Source organism: Caballeronia terrestris (genome assembly GCF_001544515.1).
Taxonomy (GTDB): domain Bacteria; phylum Pseudomonadota; class Gammaproteobacteria; order Burkholderiales; family Burkholderiaceae; genus Caballeronia; species Caballeronia terrestris.
In genome coordinates this window covers 1-803 of sequence record NZ_FCOL02000550.1, presented here as the reverse complement: position 1 = coordinate 803, position 803 = coordinate 1, and the positions used below count along the sequence as shown (strand labels likewise).

General features: G+C 61.5%; 2 protein-coding genes. One reads left to right on the top strand and one right to left on the bottom strand.

Going from position 1 to position 803, the window contains the following annotated elements; translation table 11 throughout:
* A partial coding sequence (locus AWB67_RS38875) for an ATP-binding cassette domain-containing protein (protein WP_143746844.1) occupies positions 1-579 on the bottom strand: 579 nt, incomplete at its 3' end.
* 36 nt (positions 580-615) lie between these two features.
* On the opposite strand from AWB67_RS38875, the gene AWB67_RS42900 reads away from it, so the two are divergent.
* Positions 616-803, top strand: a 188-nt coding sequence (locus AWB67_RS42900) for a hypothetical protein (protein ID WP_235025636.1), incomplete at its 3' end; no start/stop codon positions are given.

The window sequence follows — 803 nt, the reverse complement described above, 5'->3', positions numbered from 1 at the left end:
GATGTAGACGATCCCCACGCCGCGCCCGAAGAGCTTCTTTACGATGGTGAAGAGATGATCCGCCTCGACGGCTGACAAAGCCGCGTCCGGTTCATCCATTAGCAGAATGCGCGCCTTGGCCGACAGCGCCTTGGCGATCGCGACGAGTTGCCGCTTGCCCATGCGCGGGTTGGCGACAGAGAGACTCGCATGGAGCGACACGCCCGCGCGGGCCAGCAGGTCCTGCGCGCGGCGCCGCATTTCGGCGGCAGCAGGCAAGCCGTTCCCGACGATCTCGTTGCCGCAAAAGAGATTGCCCGCGATGTCGAGACCCGGCACCTGCGGAATCATGACGATGCCTGCGGCGTCGGCTTCGCGCGGGTTCGCGATACTCGCGGGATGACCGTCGAGCGACATAGACCCGGCGTCGGGAGGAACGGCGCCCGACAGCACTCCCGTCAGCGTCGATTGGCCCGCGCCGTTTTCGCCGAGCAGAACGTGCACCTTGCCTGCGGCGAGATCGAAGTCGACGCCTGCAAGCTCATGGACACCGCCAATGCGAGTCTGGATGTCGCAGAGTTCCATCAGCGGCGCATTCATAGCGCAACGTGCCAAGCCCGTCGGATGTGCGCGTCCATGTCTCCTCCCATTTCGATGGGGATTCGTCTTCTTTATCTGCCGCGAGTGAAGCTTAAGCATAGGCAAGCGCTTGCGCAAGCGCTTGCCTTGGGTCGTTTACCCTCATATGCTGAAAGCGTCGAATTTAGCCCGCGCACGCATGAGGTCATTCAAAACTGCTTACCAAAGGATTACGAATGTATTTC